The sequence below is a fragment of the Phenylobacterium sp. genome (genome assembly GCF_035944335.1).
Classification (GTDB): Bacteria; Pseudomonadota; Alphaproteobacteria; order Caulobacterales; family Caulobacteraceae; genus Phenylobacterium.
In genome coordinates, this window is sequence record NZ_DASZBG010000031.1 from 1 (window position 1) to 7,983 (window position 7,983).

Here is a 7,983-nt window from a genome sequence, read left to right on the forward strand (position 1 = left end):
GCCCGCGTCGCGGCCCACCAGAACAAGCTCTCCGCCGCCGTTCAGCGGCTCATCTGGACCGAGGCCGAGGGCGAGGGCCAGGGCGACACGCTCAAGGCCGAACTCGAAGACCGCCTCGAAATCGAGGTCCTCGACGTCGAAGCTTTCCTCGCCGAACCCGTCGAGGCCCAGATCGCCCGCATCTGCGCGGCCATCGGGCTAGATGTTCCGCCCCCTATTTCCGACCGTCATGGCCGGGACAAGCCCGGGGATGACGGAGGGGGAAGTGGCGATCCCTGGCGCTCTTCCGGCTAACTGAACGGCGATCACATTTTCCGGCTGACGCCGCGTCCTGACCTTGACGTAAACGGCAAGCGGGTTCTTAGCTTGACGCCGTAAGGCAACGTCCTTCGGAGGGGAACGCATGGTCGCTGATCTGCGCCGGCCGCATCGCAGCTATTCGATCCGGCAGCTCTGCCTGGAGTTCAAGTGCACGCCCCGGGCGCTGCGCTTCTATGAGGACAAGGGCCTGCTGTCGCCCGCCCGCGAGGGCCTCAACCGGGTCTACAACTACAAGGACCGCGCCCGCCTGCAGCTGATCCTGCAGGGCAAGCGCGTCGGCCTGTCGCTGGCCGAGATCGGCGAGATCCTCGACCTCTACGAGGTGGACGACGGCGGCGCCCAGCAGGCGGCCAAGTCCCTGCGCAAGTTCCGCGAGCGCATCGTCGCCCTGGAGCGCCAGAAGATCGACATCGACGAGCAGATCGAGCAGCTCAAGCTCGGCTGCCAGGCCATGGAGGCGCGGCTGGCCACCCGGCCCGACCTGCTGCCGCGCGCCGCCGACTACGACCAGGTGCTGCGCCGCCAGCTCGACGGCGCCGAACATTAGCGGCGGACGAGACCGCCCGATTCAAGGTTAGATTGACGCGCCGGGCGGGGCGGCTGACTTGACGACCCCGCACGCCTGCGGAGCGCCCATGACCTACCAGCCCCCCGTCCGCGACTACACCTTTGTCCTGAAGGACCTGCTGCAGCTCGAGCGCTACGCCAACCTGCCGGCCTTCGCCGACGCCTCCATCGACGTGGTCGAGCAGATCCTCGAGGAGGCGGCCCGATTCACCGGCGAGGTGCTGGCCCCGCTCAACAGCGTCGGCGACAAGGAAGGCTGCCACTGGAGCCCGGACTTCACGGTCACCACCCCCAAGGGCTTCAAGGAGGCCTACAAGCAGCTGGTCGAGGGCGGCTGGCCGGGCCTCGGGTCGGAACAGGCCTACGGCGGCCAGGGTCTGCCGCACGTGGTCAACCTCGCCTTCTCGGAGATGAGCTCGGCGGCCAACATGGCGTTTTCCATGTACCCGGGCCTGACCCACGGCGCCTATTCGGCGATCCTGGCCGGCGGCTCCCAGGCGCAGAAGGACCTCTATCTGCCGAAGCTCGCGTCCTTCGAGTGGGGCGGCACCATGAACCTCACCGAGCCGCACTGCGGCACCGACCTGGGCCTGCTGCGCACCAAGGCGGTCCCGCAAGGCGACGGGAGCTACAAGATCTCCGGCCAGAAGATCTGGATCTCCGGCGGCGAGCAGGACCTCACCGACAACATCGTCCACCTGGTCCTGGCCCGCATCGAAGGCGCGCCGGCCGGCACGCGCGGCATCAGCCTGTTCATCGTGCCGAAGTTCATCCCCGATGCGGACGGCAATCCCGGCGAGCGCAATTCGGTGAAGTGCCTGGGCCTGGAAGAGAAGATGGGCATCCACGGCAACGCCACCTGCGTGATCAGCCACGAGGAGGCGACCGGCTGGCTGATCGGCGAGGAGAACCGCGGCCTGTCGATCATGTTCGTGATGATGAACGAGGCCCGCCTGGGCGTCGGCATGCAGGGCCTGGCCCAGGCCGAGGCCGCCTACCAGGCCGCCGCCGCCTTCGCCAAGGACCGCCTGCAGGGGCGTTCTCTGACCGGTCCGAAGAACCCCGACGGCCCGGCCGACCCGATCATCGTCCACCCCGACATCCGCCGCATGCTGATGGATGCCCGCGCCATCATCGAGGGCGGCCGCGCCTTCCTGTTCTGGACCGCCCTGCACGGCGACCTGGCCCACGCCAGCCCCGACGAGGCCGTCCAGCAGAAGGGCCGCGACTACATGGCCCTGATGACCCCGGTGCTGAAGGGCTTCCTCACCGACAAGGGCTTCCAGGTCTGCTCCGACGCCATGCAGGCGCACGGGGGCGCCGGCTATACTGAACATTTCCCCGTGAGCCAGTACCTGCGCGACGTGCGCATCGCGCTGATCTACGAGGGGACCAACGGCATCCAGGCGCTGGACCTGGTGGGCCGCAAGCTGGCCGCCGACGGCGGCCGCGGCGTGATGAGCTTCTTCGCCGAGGTCGACGCCTTCATCGAGGCCGCCGCGGCCGAGGAGATGAAGCCCTTCACCGCGCCGCTGGCTGCGGCCAAGGCCGAGCTGCAGGAGGCCACCCTGTGGCTGATGCAGAACGGCCTGGCCAATCCCGACAACGCCGGGGCGGCCTCCACCGACTACCTGCATCTCTTCGGCCTGACGGCGCTCGCCTACATGTGGGCCCTGATGGCCCAGACGGCCCAGGCCAAGATCGCCGCCGGCGAGACCGATCCGATCTACGCCGAGAAGCTCGCCGTCGGGCGCTACTACATGCAGCGCGTCCTGCCGGAGACCTCCTCGCACCTCGCCAAGCTGAAGACCGGCGCCGAGCTGATGATGGCCCTGCCGGCCGAGGCCTTCTGATGGCCCGCTACCGCGCCACCTGCGACTGGAGCCTGGCCGAATCCGGCGAGGACTTCCTCAAGGGCCGCTATGGCCGCGGCCATACGGTGGGCTTCGGCTCCGGGGTGAAGGTGCCGGGCACCGCCTCGGCCCAGGTGGTCGGCAACAAATGGGCCGCGCCCGATTCCGTCGATCCCGAGGAAATGCTCGTGGCCTCGCTCTCGCAGTGCCACATGCTGACCTTCCTGCATAAGGCGCGCGAGGCCGGCTTGGTGGTCACCCGCTACCGCGACGACGCCGAGGGCCTGATGGAGAAGATCGACGGCGATCGCATGGCGGTCACCAAGGTGACGCTGCGCCCCGAGATCGCCTACGCCGGCGAGCGCCCCACGGCCGACCAGCGCGCCCGGCTGCACCACCTGGCCCACGAGGAGTGCTTCATCGCCAACTCGGTGAAGACGCAGGTCGTGGTGGAGGAGAAGGAGCCGATCTAGCCGAGCAGGCCGGCGAGCCGCCGCCGCAGCGCCGCGGCGTCCTTCAGCTCGCACTCCCAGATCGTCTCGACCCGCCAGCCGAGCGCTGCGAGCGCTGCGTCGCTCCTCTCGTCGCGGGCGCGATTGCGGGCGATCTTTGCGACCCAGTAGTCGCGGTTGGCCTTGGGCGTCCGCGCGCCGCGCGCGCAGTCGTGGCCGTGCCAGAAGCAGCCGTGCACGAACAGCACGAGCCTGCGCCCCGGCATCACGATGTCCGGATGGCCCGGCAGGTCCTTGCGGTGCAGCCGATAGCGCGCGCCCAGCGCCGTCAGCGCCTTGCGCACGATCCGCTCCGGCGAGGTGTCCTTGCCCTTCACCCGGCGCATCACCGCCGAGCGCTTCGCCGCCGAATAGACGTCGGTGGTCTTCGTCACAGCCCTTCGAACAGGGCCGTCGAGACGTAGCGTTCGGCGAAGCTCGGGATGATGGCGACGATCAGCTTGCCGGCCATCTCGTCGCGCGAGGCCACGTCGAAGGCCGCCACCAGCGCCGCGCCGGAGGAAATGCCAACCGGGATGCCCTCTTCGCGCGCTACGCGGCGGGCCATGGTGAAGCTGTCGTCGTTGGAGACCTGCACCACCTCGTCGATGATCCCGCGGTCGAGGATCGAGGGCACGAAGCCGGCGCCGATGCCCTGGATCTTGTGCGGCCCCGGCTGGCCGCCGGAGAGCACCGGCGAGGCGGTCGGCTCCACCGCGATCATCCGCACCGAGGGCTTGCGGGCCTTCAAGACCTGGCCGACGCCGGTGATGGTGCCGCCGGTGCCCACCCCCGAGATCACCGCATCGACGCGGCCTTCGGTGTCGTTCCAGATCTCCTCGGCCGTCGAGACCCGATGGATCAGCGGGTTGGCCTGGTTGTCGAACTGCTGCGGCATCACCGCCCCCGGCGTGGCGTCGACGATCTCCTTGGCGCGGGCGACGGCGCCGGCCATGCCGCGCTCGGGCGGCGTCAGCTCCAGCTTGGCGCCCAGCAGCAGCAGCATCTTGCGCCGCTCCAGCGACATGCTCTCCGGCATGACCAGGATGATCTTGTAGCCCTTGGCGGCGGCCACGAAGGCCAGCGCAATGCCGGTGTTGCCGCTGGTCGGCTCGACGATCACCCCGCCCGGCTTCAAGAGGCCCTGGGCTTCCAGGTACTCGACCATGGCCACGCCGATACGGTCCTTGACCGAGGCGAGCGGGTTGAAGAACTCCAGCTTGGCGACCACCTCGCCCTTGGGCTTCAGCGCCGCCATCAGCCGCGGCAGCCGCACCAGCGGCGTATCGCCCACCAGGTCCAGCACGGAATCGAAGATCTTGCCCCGGCCCTCGCGGCGATAGCGCGCGGCGTCGTAGGCCTTGTCGGGGGTGGCGTCCATGGAAGGCTTCTCGCGAAAAACGGCCCGTGTGGCCGCGAACCTAAGACTTCCTGTGGCGATTGGAAGCCCGGCGACCTTGCGGCGGCTTCAGCTTTTCTATTCCGCCGCGATGACGGCGGCGGGGCTCAGCAGCGGCTCGAGCAGCCGGTCGGCCAGCCAGCGCACGACAGGCACGGCCACCCCGTCGCCCGCCACCTGCAGCGCCGCGCTGGCGGACCCGGGCAGCCGGTAGCTCTCCGGCAGGCCCATGAGCCGGGCGGCCTCCCGCGGCGTCAGCAGCCGCGTGCGGACCTGGCCTTCGGCCACGACCACGATCGCCTGCCGCGAGGAGCCGCCGCGCGGGGTCCGCAGGCATCCGGCCAGGCCATCCAGCCGCACCTCGGCCCGCTGCACCGATCGGCCATCCTCGATCCGCATGCGCCGGAAGATCGCGCCGACCGCCCGCTCCCCGCGCGCCCGACAGGCGTCGAGCCGCGCCCTGTGCAGCGGCGACATCAGCTCGAGCCAACGCGCGGTCCGCTCCGGCGGATGCCAGGCGACCGCGGCGTCGTCCTCCAGCAGGGCGGCGAGGTCGTTGTTGCGGGCCGGCGGGGCGGGCAGCCGCCATCCGATCCAATGCCGGGCGAGCTGCGCGGGCAGCCGCGCCGCCGCGGCCTTGACCGCCTTGGTCTGCCAGGGGCTGTCGCCGATGAGCGCGGCCGATGGCGCCTCGCGGGTGGCGACGATGAACACCCGCGGCCGCGACTGCGGCAGGAACGCCGCTGCGTCGATCTCCAGCGCCCCGAACCGGTAGCCCTGCGCCACCAGCGCCTCGGCGACCGCCGCGAAATCGGCGCCGCCGTGCGAGGTGAGCAGGCCGCTGACGTTCTCGATGACGATCGCCCGCGGGCTACGGCCCGCCGCGGCCAGGCCCTCGATCAGCCGCCAGAATCCGTAGAAGGCCTGCGACTTGCCGCCGGCCAGCCCGGCGCGGCCGCCCGCGAGGCTGAAGTCCTGGCAAGGGCTCGACGCCCAGGCGAGGTCGGCGCGGCCCGGCAGGTCGCCCGGCGCGGCCCCGAAGACGTCACCCTCGTGGAAATGCGCCCCGGCGTCGGGGAAATTGGCGCGATAGGTGGCCGCCTTGCCCGGATCGAAGTCGTTGGCGAACAGGCACGACCAGCCCGCGCCGAGACCCGTCCGGGCCATGCCACCGCCGGCGAAGAACTCATAGAAGGTGAAGGGGCCGCGACTCACGGCCCAAAGCGTAAGCGACGGCCAGCAAAAGTGGTCCCACTTTTGCGTTCGGCCGTGCGTCAAATGTTGCTAGCGCGCCTTCCGGTCGGCGAACCGGTCCCACTTCGCCTGAAGGCGCGCGGCTCAAAAGGCGCGTGAAGGCGCCTGCGCAAGATCAGCTGACGCCGACCTCCTGCAGCTGGATCTGCGACCGGGCCTGGACCTGGTCGGTGTGCGGGCCAGGTAGGATGAACCCGACGGCGATCGCGATGACCGCGATGGCCGCTATGAACAGTTTCGGCGCCATAACGGGTCCCTCTCCGTCTACGCGTCGCCCATAATCCGCCACGGGCCTTAACGGAGGCGGAACAAACAGGCTGAATCGTTGGTGACTTCCGACCCGAGGACGAGTGGACGCGGGCGTTTCCGACACAGCACGCTTGACCGCTGCGCCTGTCCGGGCGGCTAATTACCGCCGATAACCAAGAAGACGCGCCTGAGGGAGGCGACCTATGGAACGAGCCTACGATCTGGTGGTCCGCGGCGGGACCGTCGTCGACGGGACGGGCTCAGCCGCCTTCGAGGCGGATGTGGCGATCAAGGATGGCCGCATCGCCGGCATCGGCAGGATCGGCGGCTCCGGCGCGCACGAGATCGACGCCAGGGGCAAGATCGTCGCGCCGGGCTTCGTCGACATCCACACCCACTACGACGGCCAGGCCACCTGGGACGGGCGCATGCAGCCCTCGTCCTGGCACGGCGTCACCACCGTGGTCATGGGCAATTGCGGCGTCGGCTTCGCGCCCTGCAAGCCGGGCGACCACGACCGCCTGATCCAGCTGATGGAGGGCGTCGAGGACATCCCCTTCCCGGTGCTGGCCGAGGGCCTGCCGTGGAACTGGGAGAGCTATCCCGACTACCTCGACGGCCTGGCGAGCCGATCCTTCGACGTCGACATCGGCAGCCAGCTGCCGCATGCGGCGCTGCGCGTCTATGTGATGGGCGAGCGCGGCGTGAACCGGGAGCCCGCCACGGAGGCCGACATCCACGCCATGGCCGCCATCGCCAAGCGGGCCATGGAGGTCGGCGCCATCGGCTTCGGCACCTCGCGCACCCTGAACCACCGATCCTCCGATGGCTCGCCCATCGCCACGCTGACGGCCGGCGAGGACGAGCTCACCGGCATCGCGCTCGGCATGGCGGCCGCCAACAACGGGGCCGGCCGAGGCGTGCTGCAGGTGGTCTCCGATTTCAACGATCCGGCCGAGGAATTCGCCATGCTGCGGCGGATCGTCGAGCGGTCCGGCCGGCCGCTGTCCTTCTCGCTGCTGCAGAGCCCGCGCGACCCTGAGCAGTGGCGCTTCATGCTGGAGCAGATGAGCCAGGCCAAGGCCGCCGGCCTGCAGATCCGCGCCCAGGTGGCGACGCGGCCGGTGGGCGTGCTGTTCGGCCTGGAGCTGACGGTGAACCCGTTCAGCTCGCACCCGAGCTATCGCGAGATCAAGGCGCTCCCGCTGGTCGAGCGCGTGGCCGCCCTGCGCGATCCCGAGTTCCGCGCCCGGCTGCTCAGCGAGGAGGCGGAGAACGCCCGCGCCCCTGGCCTGTCGCCCATGCGGGCCTGGGACCGCATCTATCCGATCGGCGAGGACAATCCGGACTACGAGCCGACGCCGGACCATTCCGTCGCCGCCATCGCCGCGGAGCGTGGGGTCGATCCATACGAGGTCGCGCTCGACCAGATGCTGCAGAACGACGGCCGCGGCATGCTCTACCTGCCGCTCTTGAACTATGCGCAGAACACCCTCGATCCGGCCTATCAGATGCTGCAGCACGACTGCGTTGTGCCGGGCCTCTCCGACGGCGGCGCCCACGTCGGCATGATCTGCGACGGATCCTTTCCGACCACCAATCTCGTCCATTGGACCCGCGACCGCACCCGCGGGCCGAAGATCCCGCTGGAGCGGATGATCAAGGCCCAGTGCCGCGACACCGCCGAGACCGTCGGGCTCTACGACCGGGGCCTGCTCTCGCCCGGCTATCGGGCCGACCTTAACGTCATCGACTACGACCGCCTCACCCTGAAGGCGCCGCAGGTGGCCTACGACCTGCCGACCGGCGGCCGGCGGCTGATCCAGCGCGCCGAGGGCTACACCGCGAC

The 7,983-nt window shown here is 69.9% G+C and carries 9 protein-coding genes; 5 read left to right on the forward strand and 4 right to left on the reverse strand.

Annotated features, from left to right (window positions below):
• From VGT80_RS06140 to VGT80_RS06155, 4 genes are all read left to right on the forward strand, one after another.
• Window positions 1–294: hypothetical protein (locus VGT80_RS06140; protein WP_327453886.1), on the forward strand; the 294-nt coding region annotated here is incomplete at its 5' end.
• Window positions 295–403: 109 nt separating this feature from the next.
• Window positions 404–868, forward strand: coding sequence for a MerR family DNA-binding transcriptional regulator (locus VGT80_RS06145; protein WP_327453888.1), 465 nt, complete (start codon window positions 404–406; stop codon window positions 866–868).
• An 88-nt stretch (window positions 869–956) separates the two neighbouring features.
• Window positions 957–2,741: an acyl-CoA dehydrogenase C-terminal domain-containing protein gene (locus VGT80_RS06150; RefSeq protein WP_327453890.1), complete on the forward strand. Its 1,785-nt coding sequence runs from the start codon at window positions 957–959 to the stop codon at window positions 2,739–2,741.
• The gene (locus VGT80_RS06155) at window positions 2,741–3,214 is read left to right on the forward strand and encodes an OsmC family protein (RefSeq protein ID WP_327453892.1); all 474 of its coding nucleotides are present in this window, start codon (window positions 2,741–2,743) and stop codon (window positions 3,212–3,214) included. The genes VGT80_RS06150 and VGT80_RS06155 overlap by 1 nt, the downstream gene beginning before the upstream one ends.
• Here VGT80_RS06155 and VGT80_RS06160 read toward each other — a convergent pair.
• The 4 genes from VGT80_RS06160 to VGT80_RS06175 all read right to left on the reverse strand — a co-directional run bounded on the left by VGT80_RS06160 (window position 3,211) and on the right by VGT80_RS06175 (window position 6,132).
• Window positions 3,211–3,579 carry a DNA mismatch endonuclease Vsr gene (locus tag VGT80_RS06160; protein WP_327453902.1) on the reverse strand — a complete coding sequence of 123 codons (369 nt, stop codon included), beginning with the start codon at window positions 3,577–3,579 and terminating at the stop codon, window positions 3,211–3,213. The genes VGT80_RS06155 and VGT80_RS06160 overlap by 4 nt on opposite strands.
• A gap of 44 nt (window positions 3,580–3,623) precedes the next feature.
• Window positions 3,624–4,613, reverse strand: coding sequence for a cysteine synthase A (gene cysK / locus VGT80_RS06165; RefSeq protein ID WP_327453894.1), 990 nt, complete (start codon window positions 4,611–4,613; stop codon window positions 3,624–3,626).
• Between the two features lie 96 nt (window positions 4,614–4,709).
• Window positions 4,710–5,846: a DNA cytosine methyltransferase gene (locus VGT80_RS06170; protein WP_327453896.1), complete on the reverse strand. Its 1,137-nt coding sequence runs from the start codon at window positions 5,844–5,846 to the stop codon at window positions 4,710–4,712.
• A 154-nt stretch (window positions 5,847–6,000) separates the two neighbouring features.
• Window positions 6,001–6,132, reverse strand: a complete 132-nt coding sequence (locus VGT80_RS06175; RefSeq protein WP_327453898.1) for a hypothetical protein — start codon at window positions 6,130–6,132, stop codon at window positions 6,001–6,003.
• A 205-nt stretch (window positions 6,133–6,337) separates the two neighbouring features.
• Between VGT80_RS06175 and VGT80_RS06180 the strand changes: the two genes are divergently transcribed.
• Window positions 6,338–7,983, forward strand: a 1,646-nt coding sequence (locus tag VGT80_RS06180; protein ID WP_327453900.1) for an N-acyl-D-amino-acid deacylase family protein, incomplete at its 3' end; no start/stop codon positions are given.